Raw genomic sequence first — 16,402 nt, forward strand, 5'->3', positions numbered from 1 at the left:
GGTCTGTTTGGTCACTTCGCGGCGACCTGTCGGCTCCAGTCCTCCCGCCAGGTGTCGAGGTTCTCGGCCAGCGCGTCGTAGCCGAACTGGACCGGCTCCTCGGGGACGTGGGCGTACTGTGCGAACTCCTCGGGGAGCGAGGCGTTCGAGACGGTCGGCAGGCCGACGTTCTTGACTGCGACCTCCTGCTGGACGGCGGGGTCGAGCATGAACGAAGTGAACGTGTCGACCAGTTCGTCGCGGTCCGTCGCCGCGAACTTCGCGGTCCCGTCGACGTAGGCGTACCCCTGGTCGTTGGGGAAGGCGATCTGGTGGCGGGCCATGTCCTGATTCTCGGCGGCGGCGTACACCTGGTCGGTGGAGTAGGAGACGACCATCGGCTTTTCTTCTTCGGAGTACGCGGCGTAGGCGTCGCCCCACGAACCGAGGATAGTGACGTTGTTGTCCATGAGGTCGGCCCAGTAGTCGAGGTAGCTGTCCGCTCCGACCGTGTTGATCGTCCACAGCAGAAAGAGGAGGCCGGTCGTCGTGCTCTGTGGGTTCGCCAGCAGCAGGGTGTCGGCGTACTCCTCGGTGGTCAGCGCGTCGAGGGTCTCGGGGGGCGAGACGACCCCTTCGTCGTAGACGAAACTGACGTAGGAGGCCCCCGTCGGGATGACGCGGTCCTGCGGGTCGAACTGGTAGGCGTCGACGACGTTGTCGCTGTTCTCGACAGCGCTCGTGTCGTAGGAGGTAAAGAGCGGGTCGTCGAGTTCCTGGTCGGCGTTGACCAGATCCGGTGCCGTGACCCCGACGAAGGCGTCGGCGCCCAGGTCCGCGCCCTGTTGTTGGCGCTGGAAGAAGTGCTGGAGGCCGCCGTCGGGGACGACCCACTCAAGCGTGAGGTCGTGGCGGGACTCGAACTCCTCTTTGACCCAGTCGCCGGCGCTGGTGCTCGGTGCGTCGATGAAGGAGTTGTACGTCGCCACCCGGACGGTGTCGTACGAACTCGACGAGGAGGACGAGGCCCCCATACAGCCGGCGGTCCCCAGCGCCGCTGCGCCGCCGACGGCCTTCAGGAACGAACGGCGCCGTGTCATCGCTGACTCCGTGCCGTCCGGCCCAGGTGTGTCTCGACCCGCTCGACTTTCTCCTCGACATCGAGCGACTCCTCCCGGAAGTGGTCGATCTTGAGGTTCGTGATCGTCCGCGAGGCGTCGACCGCCTCCGTGGCGGCCTGTGCCGCGGCGAACACTTCGCTCAGTTCCTCGGCCTGGATCGTCGTCTCCATCGGATTCGTCTCGTACTCGACATCGAACGCCTCCAGCGCGTCGATGGCGTTGGCGATCTCGGCGTCGAAGTCCGCGTCCGCGTCGTCCAGCGGCGCGACCGACAACATCGCAGTGACAGTCATCATCGGATACTGGGGACACTGGGTGATATAAGCCAGTGGTTCGAGGAACGGACAGAACTTCGACACGATCGCCGGGGCGGACGAGACACAGGACACTTGTCGCCGTCACGCGGAGAGGAGGCCGATGACTGATCGCGGGAAAATCGACAGTCGGGTCTTCGAGGAGGTTATCGCACCGAAACTGGGGGCCGACCGGGACGATGTCGCGCTCGGGCCGCGCCACGGTGTCGACTTCGGTGTGCTCTCGATCGGCGACCGGGCCGTCGCTGTCGCGACCGACCCCGTCTCGATCCTGCCGGCCCTGGGTTTCGAGCGCTCCGGCCGTCTGGCGCTCGACATCGTCCTCACCGATGTCGCGGTCTCCGGGCTGGCTCCGACCCATTTCGCCATCACGCTGACGCTCCCGACGGAGATGACCGACGCGCAACTGGCCGCGACCTGGGACGGCATCCACCAGCACGCACGCGAGTTGGGTGTGAGTATCGTCGGCGGCCACACGGCCAGATACGAGGGGGTCGACTACTCCTGGGTCGGCGGCGGGACGGCGCTAGGCGTCGGCGCACACGAGGACGTGATCCGGCCCGACGGCGCCCGCCCGGGCGACGACATCGTGCTCTCGACGGGACCGGCCGCGGAGGTCGCCGGCCTGTTCGCGACCCTGTTCCCCGAGGCGCTCGATCTGCCCGCGGAGACGGTCGCGACGGCCCAGGAGCGCGTCGACGACATCCTCGCCGTCGCCGACGCCCGCACGATCACCGATGCCTGTACTCCCACGGCGCTACACGACGCCACCGAGGGCGGGGTGGTCGGGGGCCTCACGGAGATGGCGACCGGCGCGGGCGTCGTCTTCGATGTCGAGCGCGGGGCCGCACCCGTCCGACCGGGCGTCGAAGCCGTCTGTCGCGCCGCGGGGGTCGACCCCTGGCTGGTCACGAGCGCGGGGACGCTCCTGGTGACCGCCCCGCCGGAACAGGCTCGCCAAGCAGTCGAGGCCCTGGACGCCACTGGGACACCGGCGTCGGTCGTCGGTACCGTCCGCGACGCCGCCGGGGACGAACCCGGACTGGTCCTCGACGGTGACCGGGTCGAGCAGCCGGCGTCCGACCCCTCGTGGGACGCGATGGCGGCTCTCGGGGAGCGGTGACGACGGCTCACGCCCGCTGTGCTGACGGGCTGTTGCTCGGCCGCGGAACCACCATACGCCACGCCGGTCCGCTGGAAGTACAGAAAGCTTATGGCCGTTCTTTCGGTACGTCCGGATCGGGTCCCGGTTCCCGCTCCCTACGTCGAACACACGCTCCTCCACCCCCTCGGCATCCGGGACCCGCCCGGCTGGGGACACGTGCGGCAGGTGGACTGCGAGGGTGTCATGTCCCTCGGACGGCCGACAACGGCCGCCGAGTCCGATCTGGGTGCCCATCGGGGTACAACAGCCGAGTGGATCGGTGGGTGATCCCTTTCTTTCCCGGTGGCGCGGTCACCGCGTGGGCGAAACTCCCGAAGTGGTGCCAGCCGACGCTGCCCGGTCAGCATACCCAACTACGTCAGTCCGGCAGCTCCGCACTCGTCCGCATTCCAGTGCCGAGGGCGAGTAGCCGTTCTACCCGTCGTCGATCAGTCCCGGAGAGCACCGGCCCCGAAGCGGGCCTCCCGGACCATCGCGTCGCCGATCAGTCGAGGTCGAACCGATCCAGCGTCATCACCTTGTGCCAGGCGTCGACGAAGTCCTCGACGAACTTCTCCTCGGCGTCGTCGGCGCCGTACACCTCGGCGATGGAGCGCAGCCGGGAGTTCGACCCGAAGACGAGGTCGACGCGGCTCGCGTCCCGCACGTGGTCGCCCGTCTCGCGGTCGTACCCTTCGAACAGCTCGCCGGACTCCGACACCGGTTCCCACTCCGTGTCCATGGTGAGCAGGGTGGTGAAGAAGTCGTTCGTCAGCGTCCCGGGTTCGTCGGTGAACACGCCCAGGTCCGTGTCCTGATAGGTCGCACCCAGCGCCCGCATGCCGCCGACAAGCACCGTCATCTCGGCGGCGGTGAGGTTCAGCAGCTCCGCCCTGTCGACGAGCAGTTCCTCTGCCGGCTGGTCGACCTCGTCGGGGACGTAGTTGCGGAACCCGTCGACTTTCGGCTTGAGCGCCTCGAACGAGTCCACGTCGGTCTGCTCGGCCGTGGCGTCGACGCGGCCCGGTTCGAACGGCACCTCGATGTCGTAGCCGGCCTCGGCCGCCGCCTGCTCGACGGCCGCGTTCCCGCCCAGCACGATCAGGTCGGCCAGCGAGACGCGGGTCCCGTCCGAACGGGACTCGTTGAACGCCTGCTGGATGTCTTCGAGCGTGTCGAGCACCGTCTCCAGTTGCTCGGGCTCGTTGACCTCCCAGCTCCGCTGGGGTTCGAGCCGGAGACGGGCGCCGTTGGCGCCGCCGCGCTTGTCGCTGTCGCGGTAGGTCGACGCGGCGGCCCAGGCGGTCTTGACGAGCTGCGCGGTCGAGAGTTCGGAGTCGAGCAGTTCGGCCTTCAGGTCCTCGGCGGCGTCCGCATCGATCGTCCCGTAGTCGGCGTCGGGCAGCGGGTCCTGCCACAGCATCTCCTCGTCGGGGACCTCCGGCCCGAGGAACCGTTCGGGCGGGCCCATGTCGCGGTGGGTGAGTTTGTACCAGGCCCGCGCGAAGTTGATCCCGAACTCCATCGGGTTGTCCTGGAACTCCTCCATGACCTCCCGGTAGTCGGGGTCACGCTTCAGCGCGATGTCGGTGGTGAGCATCATCGGCGTGACCTCCTCGTCGGGGTCGTGCGCGTCCGGCGCGCTCTCGATGTCGTCGTCGACCGGCGTCCACTGCCAGGCGCCGCCGGGACCCTTCTGTGCCGCCCACTCGTATTCGAGCAGGTTGTTGACGTAGCCCATGTCCCACTCGATCGGTGAACTGGTCCAGGGACCTTCGATACCGCTCGTGATCATCGCTCCCTGCTTCGCGCCCTCGTGTTCCCAGCCCAGCCCCTGTTTCTCGATCGGGGCGGCTTCGGGTTCGGGGCCCACGTTCTCCTCGGGGTCGTCCGCGCCGTGGACCTTCCCGAAGGTGTGACCGCCGGCGATGAGCGCGGCCGTCTCCTTGTCGTTCATCGCCATCCGTGAGAAGGTCTGGCGGATGTTCTTCGCGGACAGTTCGGGGTCGGGGTTGCCGTCGGGACCCTCCGGGTTCACGTAGATGAGTCCCATCACGGACGCGCCGAGTCCCTCCTGGATCTCGCCGGGTTCCTCGAAGCGCTCGTTCGTCTCCATCTCGTCTTCGGGGCCCCAGTCGACGGCTTCGTCGGGCTTGTAGGCGTCCTCGCGCCCGCCGGCGAACCCGAGCGTCTTGGCGCCCATCGACTCGATGGCGACGTTCCCCGCCAGGATGATCAGGTCGGCCCACGAGAGTTTCTGGCCGTACTTCTGCTTGACGGGCCAGAGCAGCCGCCGGGCCTTGTCGAGGTTCGCGTTGTCGGGCCAACTGTTCAGCGGCGGGAGCCGCTGCATCCCCTCGGCCGCGCCGCCGCGGCCGTCGTTGGTCCGGTAGGTCCCGGCGCTGTGCCAGGCCATCCGGATGAACAGCGGTCCGTAGTGATCGTAGTCGGCCGGCCACCAGTCCTGGGAGGTCGTCATCACGTCCTCGATGTCGGCTTTCACCTCGTCGAGATCGAGTTTCTGGAACTCCGCTGCGTAGTCGAACTCCTCGCCCATCGGATCGACATGTTCGGCGTTCTGGTCGAGAACGTCGACGTTCAACTGGTCCGGCCACCAGTCGCGATTTGTCTTACTCATCGTTGAGAGAGTTGTCTTATTGCCTGTTAAGCTTGTCCAAATCGGAAACGAATTCTTCGTCCTAAACAAAGTAAATTATGCGACTAGCGAAGTCGACGCCGGAAACGTCGCCCTGTCGCGGGGGGCGTGCCCCGTCGAGCCGACCGGGCCAGCCGTCACGGCTCTCGGTGTGTGGGATCGGTCCACTCCATATATGTAAGTCCAGACTCACGTTCGCAGTATGTCCTCGTCGACTCGTGATGACCGAGCGGGCTCGCGTCGGGACAGCGTCGCCGTCGTCGTGGGGCTGCTCGTCTCCCTGTTCGGGGCGCCGTTGCTCGGACTGCTCGACCTGCCACGGTGGGCCGACGCGACGGCGACGCGGTCGTTTCTGGCGAACTCGCTGTCGAGCTGGGTCCTGGTCGGTCTGGTCTTCGTGATCGTCCTGTACGGCGAGAGGCGTCGATTGCGTTCGATCGGGCTCCGGTTCCCGACACGCGGGGAGGCAGCCGTCGGACTCGGCGCTGGCTTCGCCGGTGTCGTCCTCGGGCTGATCACGACCGGCGTCGCTGTCGTGACGTTACAGCTGGAGCAACCGGAGACGCTGTCGGTCCTCGGCCAGCTCTCGGTCCCGGTGCAGCTAGCCATCGTCGGGACGGCCGTCGTCACAGAGGAGATCCTCTGGCGTGGCTACCCTATCGAACGCCTGACCGAGGTGACCGGTACGGTCTGGATCGGCGCCGCTGTCAGCGGAGTAATCTTCCTCGCCGTCCACGTCCCCGCCTGGGGCCTCGTCGGGGCGATTCCGCAGACGGTTTTCACACTCGTCCTCGTGGCCGTGTACGTCTGGTCACGGAACGTCGTGGCGTGTATGCTCACCCACGGCGTCATCAACGGCCTCATGATTCTCGTGTTACCCGCGGTCCTCTGACCGACCACCCGCTCGGTCGAACCCCGTGCCGCACCGAGTACACGTCCACGCGAGGCCTTCTTCGCCGCGTCGGTTATCCTTCGACCCCGTCGGTGATGACCCGCGCGAGATGGTCCCGGTCGAACAGTTCGGCTTCGCTGAACCGTTCCGGGAAGTACCCCTTCGCGTAGCGCTCGATCATGAACAGGTTGTGCAGTGGACCGCTGTAGATCGGGCCGCCACGGAACACGCGGTCGTTCTCGACGGCCGTCAACTGGCTCCCGAGTTCGTGGTCGCGCAGGTGCGAGACGACGGCGTCCTCGAACTCCGCGCGGGTCAGCCCCTGCTTGTGGTACCGCACAAGCAGTGAATCCGGATCGACTTCCAGGAGCGCCTCGTAGTCGATGGTCCCCGTATCGCTGGTCGACAGCCCGTCGATGTCCGTCCCGGCGAAGGCGTCGGAGAGTCCCAGCGTGTGGAAGTGTTCCTTGTTGGCGCCGTTGCCCGCGAGCCGGTATGGCGTGAACTCCTCCGGTTCCTGCCCGCCGAACACCAGCGCCGCGTCGGGGCGGTCGTCCGGTGCGGGCAGCCGGGACTGGACCGTCGCCACGAGGTCCTCGTGGATCGCGTTGATCGCCTCGAAACGTGCCTGCGCTTGAAAGACGGCCGCGACCTTCTCGAAGGCTTCGTACAGTGAGTAGTACCGATAGTCGTGCCAGGAGTCCGTCCGGCGGAAGATGACGTTCCCCAGGAACGGGGCGACGTTGTCCCTGATCTCGCCGAGATCCGTCCGGTCCCAGGCCTGGAACCAGTCGGTCAGCGCGTGGGGGTCGATCAGATGCAGGTCCGCGTCGATCTCGTAGAACAGCTCCTTCGAAATCCCGTCGTTCCACAACTGCGTGAGCCCGTCGAGATCGATCGAGACGCCGTCCAGTTGATCGTAGTGCAGCGTCTTGTACCGGCCGCGATACCAGATCGATTCGGCGGCGTCGGCCTCCCCCAGTGCGACCAGCATGTCGATGTAGTCTGCGGTGAAGGGTGCGACAGACTGGGGGACGCTATCGAACTCGACGGCCCCGACGGGGTCCATCGTCACCGAGTAGCTGTCGTCGTCGGTGCCGGTCGTCGTCGGGGTAGTGGTGTCGGTCACCTGCTCTCCGGTGGGCGTCGACTCGGAGCCGCTGGTACCGGTACAGCCGGCCAGCAAGCCGCCGCCGACGATTGCGCCGCCGTATTTGACGTACTCTCGCCGCGTCGGACCCGTTCGGTCGGGTTCATTCTCTGTCATAGTTTTTAGGCCAACCTAAAATCAGTAAAGTCCATCGGTATCCGACGACCGTGTGTCAGTGGTCGGACTCGTCGTCGTGGCGCGCTCGGAGCGGTTCGATCCGTGGGCCGCGCGGTGTCTGCTCGACTTCGGCCTCGATCTCGAACACCTCCGCGAGCAGGTCCTCGGTGACGACTTCCGCCGGTGTCCCGCGGGCTTGGATCTCGCCGTCGCCGAGCGCGACCATCTCGTCGGCGAGCCGGGCCGCCTGCTCGATGTCGTGCAGGACGACCACCACCGTAATCTCGCTCTCCTCGCGCAGCGTCTCGATGATCTCCATGACCTCAAGTTGGTGATGGAGGTCCAGAAACGTCGTCGGCTCGTCCAGTAGCAGCACGTCGGTGTCCTGAGCCAGTACCATCGCGATCCAGGCGAGCTGTTTCTGGCCGCCGCTCAACTGCCCGACCTCCCGATCACGCAGGTGGCCGCAGCCGGCGAGGTCGATCGCCCGTTCGACCGCGCGCTGGTCGGCCTCGGTGGTGCCCTCGAAGAACCCACGGTGTGGATAGCGACCGTGATACACCAGTTCCTCGACGGTGATGCTGTCGGGCGAAGTGCTCTCCTGGGAGAGCAGCCCCAGCGTCCGTGCGAACTCCTTCTTGTCGAACGACTGGAGCGCCTGGCCGTCGATTCGGACGGTTCCAGCGTCGGGCGACAGCTGGTCGGCCAGCCCCTTCAACAGCGTACTCTTCCCCGAGCCGTTCGGGCCGACCAGCGCCGTCACCGCGCCGGGCGTGGCCGTGACCGACTCGCCGTCGATCACCGGGCTGTCGCTGCCCGGGTACGAGAGGACGAGCTCCTCCCCGTCGACTCTCCCATCAGTGGCACTGTCGCCACTGGCTGTCGCCGTCGCGTCGGTCGGTTCTACCCGGTTCGTTCGTTGTTGTCTCGGTGGCATCAGATCTCACCCATCCGTTGTTGCTTGCGCATCAGATAGAGGAAGTACGGGCCGCCGACCAGCCCAGTCACGATCCCGACGGGAATCTGGACGGGGTTCAGCGCCAGCCGTGCGCCCACGTCGGCGCCGACCAGCAGCGCCGGTCCGACGAACACACAGCCGACGACGAGTTTCCGGTAGTCGCTGCCGACGATGTTGCGGACCACGTGCGGGACGATGAGACCGACGAAGCCGACGATCCCCGCCACGGCGATGCTGGCCGCGGCCGCCAGAACGGCGACCCCAGAGAGGGCAAACCGCACCCGCTCGACGCTCATGCCGAGCGATTCGGCCGTGCTCTCCCCGAGCAACAGCAGGTTCAACTGACGGGCACTGACCAGCGCCAGCAGCATGGCTACGGCGCTCCAGGGAAGCGCCATCCGCACTTGCTCCCAGCCGGTCCCCGTCAGTGATCCGGTCGTCCAGGCGATGGCCGACTGGACGACGCCGATGTCGTCGGCGAAGAAGAAAACGGCCGTCTGGAGGCTCCCGAAGACGGTCCCGACGATCACGCCGGCGAGCACCAGTCGGACCGGACTGGTCCCGTTCTTCCAGGCGATCGCGTAGACGACGAGGAAGGCGACGGCGCCACCGGCCGAGGCGATCAGCGGCAGGAACGCGCTCAACCCGGAGAAGACCACGAGCGTCAGCAGGATCGACAGCCCAGCACCCGAGGAGACGCCGAGGATGTACGGGCTCGCGAGTTCGTTCCGGGTGACCGCCTGGAATATCGCCCCCGAGACCGCGAGGTTCATCCCGACCAGTACGCCGACGAACACGCGGGGGAGCCGGATGTTCCAGACGACCAGGCTCCGCCTGCTCATCTCCGGCACTTCGCTGCCCAGCAGGAACGCCGCCCAGGCGTCCGCGTCGAAGAGCACGTTCGGGTTGAAGACGGCCTGCCAGGCGTCGAGAACCGTCATCGAGAACGCGCCGAAGCTCACCTGAACGAGCCCGCCGGCGACGACGACGGCGAGGCTGCCCAGACAGAGGCCGATCAGGGAGCCGTCGAACCAGCCCGACAGCTGTTCGCGCCGGCCGCTCGCGTCCGGACCGGACGCCGCTTCCGTCGCCATTCCTAGAACGCCCCGGCGACGATGTCGGCGACCCGCTGGCGGTCGAACAGCCGCTCGGCCTCCGGAATCTCCGGATACGGCTCTCCCTGGGTGTAGCCCGGCCACTCGCCGAACCGGTCGGGGTACAGTTGCTTGGCGGTCATCTCGAGCTGGAAGAGGTTCATCAGCGGTCCCTGGACTGGCGTCCCCGATGGATAGAACCGGTCGGTCGTGACCGCGGTCAGGTCGCCGCCGACGGGGTCGGCCGCGACCGTCTCGCGGATGTCGGCCACGTCGTAGTAGGCGGCGATGCCGTACTGATGGAGGAACACGTCGGGATCGACCTCGAGCAGGGTCTCGTAGTCGTAGGTCGTCCCGAAGCCCGCGTCGGTCCCCGCGAAAGCGTCGGTCGCCCCCAGCGGCCGGGTGTGTGCGTTCCCGAAGCCCGGCGAGTTGAGTTTCGACGGGTAGAAGCTCCCCTCGACGAAGATACCCGAGGCGACCGTCGGTCGCTCGGACTCGGGCGGGAGCGACGACTGGATCTCGCCCACTAGCTCTTCCCGGACGGCGGCGAGTCGCTCGTAGCGGTCCGTCGCGCGAAACACTTCGGCCACCTTCTCCACGATCTCCCAGAGCGTGTAGTACTCGTAAGACCCGCGCCAGCCCTCCGGCGGGGCGCCGTGCGTTCGGCTGAACGTGTTTCCGAAGAACGGCGCGACGCCGTCGGTGATGTCCTCGATGTCCGATCGGTCCCACCCGTCGAAGGAGTCGAGCAGCGCCGGGTCCAGCAGATGCAGGTCGGAGTCGAGTTCGTACAGCAGTTCCTTGTCGACCTGAACGTCCCCCGAACCGGCGTTGAGCTGGGTCAGTTCAGTCGAGTCGAACGAGACGCCGTCGAGCCGCTCGTAGTACGCATCGAGGGTGTTTCCCCCGGTCTCGGCGTCGAACCCCAGCGAGTTCACGGCCCCGCTGTGCCCGTATGCGACCGCTGCGTCGGCGTAGAGGAGACTGTACACCGCTACGTCCGTGGGGACCGATCCGAACTCGACGGTCCCGACCGGCGACATCGTTACGGCGTAGCCCTGTTCCGTCGACGCGGCCGACGCCGTCGCAGCCGCCGTCTCGTCGTCGGTCGACGCTGAGCCGTCCGGCGAGCCACTGCCACTCGAACAGCCCGCCACCAGGCCCCCACCGATGAGTGCACCGCCGTATTTCACGTACTCTCTGCGCGTCGGAGTGGTCGATCCGTCCGGCTCTCGTTCCATGGGTTTAGGCTAGCCTAATTGGTATAAAAACCTCTCGAACTTTAGGCCGACCGAATACGTGCTGGACGATCCCGAGGCCCCACACTCGGGACACATCCGCGGGCCGTCCGCGGGCGTTCGAGCGCGGCGCGGATCACACGTCCTCGCTGTCGACCGACCCGAGTCCCGGCGACGGCTCAGCGACCGGCCAGGCGGTCGTCGACTGCGGTGCGGATTCGCTCGTGGAACCGGTCCACGGCGAACCGATCCGGGGGAAGCCGGGGTCGGGCGTCCGCTTCGATCGCCGCGACGAGTCGCTCTGTGGCCTCTGTGACGGTCCCGAACAGGCGGTCCTCGGCGCCGTCGACCACGTCGCGTTGCCCGCCCGAGTCGTGGGCGAACGGTACCATACCCGCCGCGACGTACTCCGCCAGCGCCATCCCGAAGTGTTCGCCGCGCTTCGGGTTCAGCCCGTAGCGGTGGCTCCCCAGCAGCGCCTCCAGTCGAGTCCGCGGGACGGATCGCTCCAGGGTGACGTGCTCGCGGGCCGCGACGGCGGCCTCGACGCGGTCGACGTATGACCGGTAGGCTTCGGCGGCCGACCCGACCAGGTGGAGGTGGAGGTCGTACCCGCGTTCCCTGACGCCGTCGACGGCCCGGATCGCGTCTAGCGTGCGGTTGTCCGGCGCGATGCGGCCGACGGTCACCACGCCACGCTCGCGGTCGGCCCAGGGCTCGCCGGGGATCGGATCGACCGGTGGATGGACGACGCTCGCGCCGCGGCCGTACCTGGCGACGACGTGGTCTGCCGTGTACGTCGAGTTCGCGAGCAGCGTCGCGTCCGCCGGGAGCCGCCGGTCGTCGAGGCCTGCCATCCGTGTCCAGACCCGATCGGCCACCCCGCCGCCGTGGACGCCGTCGGGGCCGGCCACGTGACCGTTGAACTGGGGGAAGTGGACGTACTGCACCGACGGGACGGGGAGCGCGAACTCGTTTGCGGTGCTGACCGCGAGGTCGAACGCTGCGGCCCGCCGGCGGAACCACCGATCGAGCAGGACGCTCCGGAACGCCAGTTGGGGGCCGCGCCAGTCGTCCACCCGCGCGAGGAGCCGTGCCAGCGGACCGGTGCCGGGCAGCGTCTCGACGGTTACGGCCGCGTCGGTCCCGAACAGCTCGTTCAACGCCGACAGCGACGTTTCCGAGATCGTGAACAGCGTCACGTCGTGAGCGGCCTGGAGCGCCTCACAGACGTGGAGGCAGACGGCGTCCGCGCCGCCGTTGAAGTCGAGCGTGTTGTGCAGGACCGCCACCCGTGCCATACTACGGTCTCGGAGCGAGCCGGCCTAAAACTGTAGGGACTGCGCTTTTTTGCTCGACGGCCCTGCAGTAGGTATGGAATGTCTCGTCGTGGGCGCGGGATCGGTCGCCGGGAACTACCTGCCCGAGTTGACCGACCGACCCGAACTCGCCGTCGCCGCCGTCTGTGACCGCGACGAGGACCGCGCACGGAAAGCCGCGGCGACTGTGGGGGGGCGAGCCTACGCCGACATCGAGACGGCGCTGGCCGCGGAGGCGGCACCGCTGGTCGTCAACCTCACCAGCCACGCCGCACACGCGCCGGTGACGCGGCAGGCGCTCGACGCGGGCCGTCACGTCTTCACGGAGAAGCCCTCGCGCTCGACGCCGCGACGGCCGACGCGCTCGTCGCGCTCGCGGCCGAGCGAGGCCTCGGGCTGGGGTGTGCGCCGACGAATCCGGGGAACCCGGGCCAACGGCGGGCCGCACAGTTGCTCGCGGACGGTCGGGCGGGTCGGGTCCGGGTCGCCGACGCGACGGCGCACGTCGGCCGCGTCACCGAGTGGCACGACCGGCCAGCGTCGTTTCTCGCGGTCGGTCCGCTGTACGACGGCGCGGTCTACCCGCTGACCCTGTTGGTCGCCTGGTTCGGCCCGTTCGAGACAATCGTCAGTGCCGACACGTCCCGGCCATGGCCCGACCGCGAGCGGCAGCGACCGGACGCGCCGACCCACGTCGAGGCCGTCCTCGAACACCGCGACGGGCCGCGGGTCCAGTTGACGGCGAGCCTCTACGCGCCACACCGGGCGCGGGAGTTCTACGGCCTCGAACTCCACGGCGACGACGGCTCGCTGTACGTCGACGACACCGGCGCGCAGGCCGACGGCGACGACCGGGTCCAGTTCGGTCGCGTCGGCCGGGAGTACACACCCGTCCCGCCGACGACCCCGGCGCCGTCCGGCACGTACGCCGACGGTCCGGCCGACCTCGCCGGCTCGATCCGCCGCGGCGAGGCCGACCGGAGTACCGCCCGGCGCGGCGCCCACGTCGTCGCCGTCTGTGAGGCCATCGAGCGCGTCGCCGAGACGGGGGACGCGGTCCACCTCGACGGCGGTGGCGTCGACCGCGACCGGCCGGCGCCACCCACGTTTCGGCTCTCAGACACGCCGACCGGGCGGGCCAGCCTCCGACTGCCGCCCGTCGGCGCACTCGTCCGCGACCGGACGGCGGCCGACCCCGCCGCGCTACTGGACAGCGGCTCTCGACTGCTCGTCGTCGAGCCGTCGGGTGCGGCGGCCGCCGGGTCGGCACTGACCGCGCCCGGGACGGCCGACTGGGACTCGCTCCATCTCGCCGGCCTCGTCCCCGCCCAGCGAGCGGTCGACCGCAGTATCGACCGCCTCACCACTGCGCTCGGCGACCCGCTCGACTCCGTGCTGGTCCGGAAGCCGACGGCCGACCGGCTGGCAGCCGCGACGAGGCTGTGTGACGACGGACGGGTCCGTGCCGTCGGCCCCGTCCTGGCGTCGCCGTCCGACACCGCCGACGACGAATCCCTCGTGGGAGTGACCGAGCCGCCGGATTCGACGGCGCTGTCGGCCCACCACCGATCCGGGACCCGGGTCATGGCGGTGCTCGACGACCCGACCGACCTCGTCGACGACCGCGCCCGTGCGCTTGCGGATCGGCTCGACTGCGCACCGCTGCGAGCGGCGGTCGCCCAGGCGGTCGAGCGGGGCGTCGTCCCGGTCGTCGGGACCGACTTCGAGACGGCGCTCGCCGGTGCTGGGACGACGCTGCTGGCCGGCGACGAGCGGGCGAGGGAGGCGACATCGGAATGAGTCACGACGGCGGAACTGCGATCGGCGAACGGCGGCGGGCTATCGAGGGGCTCGCACTCGGCGCCGTCGCGCTGGCCGCCGTCGGATCGGGTTACCGGTGGGTCGCCGGCGCGACGATGCCCGAGACGGCGCGGCTGTGGCTCGGGCCGACGGCCGTCGTCGTCGCCTTCCTCGCCGCCTTCCTCTGGCGCCACCGCGACGAAACACGGACCGCCGACGGGATGGCGATGGAGTCGTTCGGAGTCGCAAACGCCGTCACCGTCGCTCGCGGCGTCCTGATCGGCGGTGTCGCCGGCTTCCTCCTCCTCGACCCGCGAGGGCCGTACGTCTGGCTCCCTGCGGTCGGGTACGGCGTCGCGGTCGTCCTCGACAGCGTGGACGGGGCGGTCGCACGCTCGCTGGGCACCGAGTCGCGCCTGGGCGCCCGACTCGACATGGCGGTCGACACCACCGGCTTCCTCGTGGCCCCGCTCGTCGCCGTCGCCTGGGGCTGGCTGCCGGTCTGGTACCTCTCGCTGTCGGCCGCCCGGTACTGCTACCGCGCGGGCTGTCGGCTGTATCGCGCTCGCGGCGGGACGGTCGGCTCGCTCCCGCCGAGCCGGCTCCGCCGGCCGCTGTCGGGGCTCCAGATGGGCTTTCTCACACTCGCGCTCGTCCCCGTCGTCCCGACCGGGGTCGTCGCCGCCGCCGCGCCGTTCGTCCTCGTCCCGTCCCTGGCCGTGTTCGCCCGGGACTTCCTCGCGGTCACCGTCCTGGCAACCGAAGAATGAAACGGCTGGGAGCCAACAGTACCATGTGACAGAGCGTCCAGACCCCGTCGTACAGTTCTCGCTCGTGCAGTTGGACGACTACGGGCCGTGGACCGTGACACCGGAGCCACGCCCCGAGCCCGCGTTGCAGGCGTTGCAGTCCCGCCTCTATGCCGACCTCGCCGACTTCGTCGGCAGCCGCGAGGGCTACGTGTTCCCGGGCAGGTACGACAACCTGCTCGCCGTGACCAACCACGTCACGCCCGATGAACACCGGCGGTTCCAGGAACGTGTGCGGAACCGCTACCCCGTGACGGCGAGCGTCGGGATCGGGACGGGGGAGACGCCGATCGACGCGCTCGGCGCCGCGAGCGACGCCTTGCAGGACACCGGGAGCGCACAGGACGCCGACCGGACCGAGCAACTGGCGGTCGCCAGGGGGGGCACGCCGACCGGTCCGATCACCGTCGCACACTTCGATGTCGTCGACGCGACCGGCCGCTACACGGACGACGAACACGCCTTCGACACCGAGCGCCGGATCCGCCGGGCGGCGCTCGCACTCGGGGACGAACTCCGTCCCCACGGCGGCGTCACGGCCTTCGTCGGCGGCGACAACGCTATCTCGGTCTGTCCGGCCCTCCCGATGGACACCTACGACGACGTGCTCGCGGCCGTCCGGGAGGCGACCGGCGTCGAGATGCGCGTCGGCGTCGGGACCGGTGGGACGGCACAGGTGGCCGGTCAGGGGGCAAAGGAAGCGCTCGAAAGCGGCCGGGCGACGGGCGAGTGGGTGACGACCGCGGCCGACGCAAACGCCGATGACTGACACCGCCCGGACACTCTACTTCGACCGCCCCGGCTCCGTCAGCGTCCGCGAGCGGCGCCGACCGGCCCCCGACGCCGACGAGGTACTGGTCGAGACGACCGTCTCTGGGGTGAGTCCCGGCACCGAACTCCTTGTGTACAACGGCGAGGTCCCCGAGGAGATGGCCGTCGACGAGACGATAGATACCTTCGAAGGTACTTTCGAGTACCCGATCACGTACGGCTACGCTGCCGTCGGACGTGTCGTCGAAACCGGAGCCGAGATCGACCCGTCGTGGCGGGGACGGACCGTCTTCGCGTTTAACCCCCACGAGAGCCACTTCTGTGCCCCGCCCGACGCCCTCTACGAGGTCCCGGCGGGGATGGAGCCGGCGACCGCGACGCTGTTCCCGACGGCCGAGACGGCCGTGAACTTCGTCCTCGACGGTGCTCCACGCGTCGGCGAGCGCGCCGTCGTCTTCGGTGCCGGCCCCATCGGGCTCGCGACGACTGCGGTCCTGTCGTCGTTCCCGCTTTCCTCCCTGACCGTCGTCGACCCCGTGGAGGCGCGCCGCGACCTCGCGTCGGCGCTGGGTGCGACCGAGACCGCCACGCCGGAGGGGATCGAGGAGACGACCGGTCCCGCGGGACCGGGTCCTGCGGGGTTCGATCTCGCGGTCGAGGCGTCGGGCAACCCCGTGGCGCTCGACGCGGCCATCGAACAGGTGGGGTACGACGGCCGCGTCGTCGTCGGCTCCTGGTACGGAACGAAACCGGCGGAACTGGACCTCGGCGGTCACTTCCACCGCGGCCGCGTCGACCTGCTGTCGAGCCAGGTGAGCACGCTCTCGCCGGAGCTGCGGGGCCGCTGGAGCAAAGCCCGCCGGATGGATCGGGCCGTCGAGACCGTGCGACACCACGACCTCGATCGGTTGATCTCCCACCGGATCCCGTTCGCGGACGCACCGATCGCCTACGAGATGCTGGCCGCCGAACGGGACGTGTTGAGTACCGTCTTCACCTACGGCGAACAGGGGAATTAAGCCGGTCCCTCCCTACCC

At 68.8% G+C, this 16,402-nt stretch carries 14 protein-coding genes and 1 pseudogene; 7 read left to right on the plus strand and 8 right to left on the minus strand.

Features of this window, described 5'->3' with window-relative positions; all coding sequences use genetic code 11:
* Window positions 1-11 precede the first annotated feature (11 nt).
* Together P1L40_RS20430 and P1L40_RS20435 are read right to left on the minus strand one after the other, a co-directional pair.
* A complete protein-coding gene (locus P1L40_RS20430; RefSeq protein WP_284011229.1) occupies window positions 12-1,079 on the minus strand; it encodes a thiamine ABC transporter substrate-binding protein in 1,068 nt (355 codons plus the stop codon).
* Entirely contained in the window at window positions 1,076-1,393 is a 318-nt protein-coding gene (locus P1L40_RS20435; protein WP_284011554.1) for a thiamine-binding protein, read from the minus strand. Before P1L40_RS20435 ends, P1L40_RS20430 begins: the two co-directional genes overlap by 4 nt.
* Before the next feature lie 124 nt (window positions 1,394-1,517).
* Here P1L40_RS20435 and P1L40_RS20440 point away from each other — a divergent pair, with 124 nt between their 5' ends.
* Entirely contained in the window at window positions 1,518-2,537 is a 1,020-nt protein-coding gene (locus tag P1L40_RS20440) for an AIR synthase family protein (RefSeq protein WP_284011230.1), read from the plus strand.
* 526 nt (window positions 2,538-3,063) lie between these two features.
* On the opposite strand, the gene katG is transcribed toward P1L40_RS20440, so the two are convergent.
* Entirely contained in the window at window positions 3,064-5,196 is a 2,133-nt protein-coding gene (gene katG / locus P1L40_RS20445; protein WP_284011231.1) for a catalase/peroxidase HPI, read from the minus strand.
* Window positions 5,197-5,416: 220 nt separating this feature from the next.
* Between katG and P1L40_RS20450 the strand changes: the two genes are divergently transcribed.
* Complete coding sequence (locus P1L40_RS20450) at window positions 5,417-6,106, plus strand: CPBP family intramembrane glutamic endopeptidase (RefSeq protein WP_284011232.1); 690 nt, start codon at window positions 5,417-5,419, stop codon at window positions 6,104-6,106.
* Between the two features lie 73 nt (window positions 6,107-6,179).
* Here the strand turns inward: P1L40_RS20450 and P1L40_RS20455 are convergent, their stop codons facing one another.
* The 5 genes from P1L40_RS20455 to P1L40_RS20475 all read right to left on the minus strand — a co-directional run bounded on the left by P1L40_RS20455 (window position 6,180) and on the right by P1L40_RS20475 (window position 11,967).
* Window positions 6,180-7,373 carry an ABC transporter substrate-binding protein gene (locus P1L40_RS20455; RefSeq protein ID WP_284011233.1) on the minus strand — a complete coding sequence of 398 codons (1,194 nt, stop codon included), beginning with the start codon at window positions 7,371-7,373 and terminating at the stop codon, window positions 6,180-6,182.
* A 55-nt stretch (window positions 7,374-7,428) separates the two neighbouring features.
* Window positions 7,429-8,310, minus strand: a complete 882-nt coding sequence (locus P1L40_RS20460; RefSeq protein WP_284011234.1) for an ABC transporter ATP-binding protein — start codon at window positions 8,308-8,310, stop codon at window positions 7,429-7,431.
* On the minus strand, window positions 8,310-9,425 hold the full coding sequence (locus P1L40_RS20465) for a FecCD family ABC transporter permease (protein ID WP_284011235.1): 1,116 nt from the start codon (window positions 9,423-9,425) through the stop codon (window positions 8,310-8,312). Before P1L40_RS20465 ends, P1L40_RS20460 begins: the two co-directional genes overlap by 1 nt.
* Window positions 9,426-9,427: 2 nt before the next feature.
* Window positions 9,428-10,669, minus strand: a complete 1,242-nt coding sequence (locus P1L40_RS20470; protein WP_284011236.1) for an ABC transporter substrate-binding protein — start codon at window positions 10,667-10,669, stop codon at window positions 9,428-9,430.
* 176 nt (window positions 10,670-10,845) lie between these two features.
* Window positions 10,846-11,967: a glycosyltransferase family 4 protein gene (locus P1L40_RS20475; RefSeq protein WP_284011237.1), complete on the minus strand. Its 1,122-nt coding sequence runs from the start codon at window positions 11,965-11,967 to the stop codon at window positions 10,846-10,848.
* Window positions 11,968-12,040: 73 nt separating this feature from the next.
* Between P1L40_RS20475 and P1L40_RS20480 the strand changes: the two are divergent.
* The 5 genes and pseudogenes from P1L40_RS20480 to P1L40_RS20500 all read left to right on the plus strand — a co-directional run.
* Window positions 12,041-12,319, plus strand: a pseudogene (locus P1L40_RS20480) (Gfo/Idh/MocA family protein); the annotation flags it as partial.
* 116 nt (window positions 12,320-12,435) lie between these two features.
* The gene (locus P1L40_RS20485; protein WP_284011238.1) at window positions 12,436-13,785 is read left to right on the plus strand and encodes a Gfo/Idh/MocA family protein; all 1,350 of its coding nucleotides are present in this window, start codon (window positions 12,436-12,438) and stop codon (window positions 13,783-13,785) included.
* Window positions 13,782-14,555 carry a CDP-alcohol phosphatidyltransferase family protein gene (locus P1L40_RS20490; RefSeq protein ID WP_284011239.1) on the plus strand — a complete coding sequence of 258 codons (774 nt, stop codon included), beginning with the start codon at window positions 13,782-13,784 and terminating at the stop codon, window positions 14,553-14,555. The genes P1L40_RS20485 and P1L40_RS20490 overlap by 4 nt, the downstream gene beginning before the upstream one ends.
* 25 nt (window positions 14,556-14,580) lie before the next feature.
* A complete protein-coding gene (locus P1L40_RS20495) occupies window positions 14,581-15,363 on the plus strand; it encodes a GTP cyclohydrolase IIa (RefSeq protein ID WP_284011240.1) in 783 nt (260 codons plus the stop codon).
* On the plus strand, window positions 15,356-16,384 hold the full coding sequence (locus P1L40_RS20500; RefSeq protein ID WP_284011241.1) for a zinc-dependent alcohol dehydrogenase: 1,029 nt from the start codon (window positions 15,356-15,358) through the stop codon (window positions 16,382-16,384). Before P1L40_RS20495 ends, P1L40_RS20500 begins: the two co-directional genes overlap by 8 nt.
* The last annotated feature ends 18 nt before the right edge of the window (window positions 16,385-16,402 follow it).

The sequence above is a fragment of the Haloarcula pelagica genome, from assembly GCF_030127105.1.
GTDB classification, from domain to species: Archaea; Halobacteriota; Halobacteria; order Halobacteriales; family Haloarculaceae; genus Haloarcula; species Haloarcula pelagica.

What these genes read in the sequence shown, in the direction of transcription:
- P1L40_RS20430 (WP_284011229.1), bottom strand. Translation starts at nt 1,079, where the DNA reads ATGACACGGCGCCGTTCGTTCCTGAAGGCCGTCGGCGGCGCAGCGGCG.
- P1L40_RS20435 (WP_284011554.1), bottom strand. Translation starts at nt 1,393, where the DNA reads ATGACTGTCACTGCGATGTTGTCGGTCGCGCCGCTGGACGACGCGGAC.
- P1L40_RS20440 (WP_284011230.1), top strand. Translation starts at nt 1,518, where the DNA reads ATGACTGATCGCGGGAAAATCGACAGTCGGGTCTTCGAGGAGGTTATC.
- katG (WP_284011231.1), bottom strand. Translation starts at nt 5,196, where the DNA reads ATGAGTAAGACAAATCGCGACTGGTGGCCGGACCAGTTGAACGTCGAC.
- P1L40_RS20450 (WP_284011232.1), top strand. Translation starts at nt 5,417, where the DNA reads ATGTCCTCGTCGACTCGTGATGACCGAGCGGGCTCGCGTCGGGACAGC.
- P1L40_RS20455 (WP_284011233.1), bottom strand. Translation starts at nt 7,373, where the DNA reads ATGACAGAGAATGAACCCGACCGAACGGGTCCGACGCGGCGAGAGTAC.
- P1L40_RS20460 (WP_284011234.1), bottom strand. Translation starts at nt 8,310, where the DNA reads ATGCCACCGAGACAACAACGAACGAACCGGGTAGAACCGACCGACGCG.
- P1L40_RS20465 (WP_284011235.1), bottom strand. Translation starts at nt 9,425, where the DNA reads ATGGCGACGGAAGCGGCGTCCGGTCCGGACGCGAGCGGCCGGCGCGAA.
- P1L40_RS20470 (WP_284011236.1), bottom strand. Translation starts at nt 10,669, where the DNA reads ATGGAACGAGAGCCGGACGGATCGACCACTCCGACGCGCAGAGAGTAC.
- P1L40_RS20475 (WP_284011237.1), bottom strand. Translation starts at nt 11,967, where the DNA reads ATGGCACGGGTGGCGGTCCTGCACAACACGCTCGACTTCAACGGCGGC.
- P1L40_RS20490 (WP_284011239.1), top strand. Translation starts at nt 13,782, where the DNA reads ATGAGTCACGACGGCGGAACTGCGATCGGCGAACGGCGGCGGGCTATC.
- P1L40_RS20500 (WP_284011241.1), top strand. Translation starts at nt 15,356, where the DNA reads ATGACTGACACCGCCCGGACACTCTACTTCGACCGCCCCGGCTCCGTC.